Here is a 249-nt window from a genome sequence, read left to right on the forward strand (position 1 = left end):
TTTATCGTTTGGCCGGCACTATGATATGAAGATGCTAATGAGAGAAGAATTGCCGTATCATTTGGATGATGTATAGAAGCATCTTCTAATAACTGAATTGCCTCTTCATATCTCTCTTGACTTTGGTATATTTCTCCTAAAGCAAGGAATCCTCTACTTACAAACGGTGTTTTCTCCGTTAATTGTAAGCATATTTTTTCTGCTTTTCCTTCTTCCCCAACTTTCAAGAATACTTGCGCTTGTATAAGA

General features: G+C 36.1%; 1 protein-coding gene. It reads right to left on the reverse strand.

Going from position 1 to position 249, the window contains the following annotated elements; genetic code table 11:
* Positions 1–249: tetratricopeptide repeat protein (locus JDS96_RS31340; RefSeq protein WP_199669180.1), on the reverse strand; the 249-nt coding region annotated here is incomplete at both ends.

It is taken from the genome of Bacillus cereus group sp. N21, assembly GCF_016483395.1.
Lineage (GTDB): Bacteria > Bacillota > Bacilli > Bacillales > Bacillaceae_G > Bacillus_A > Bacillus_A pseudomycoides.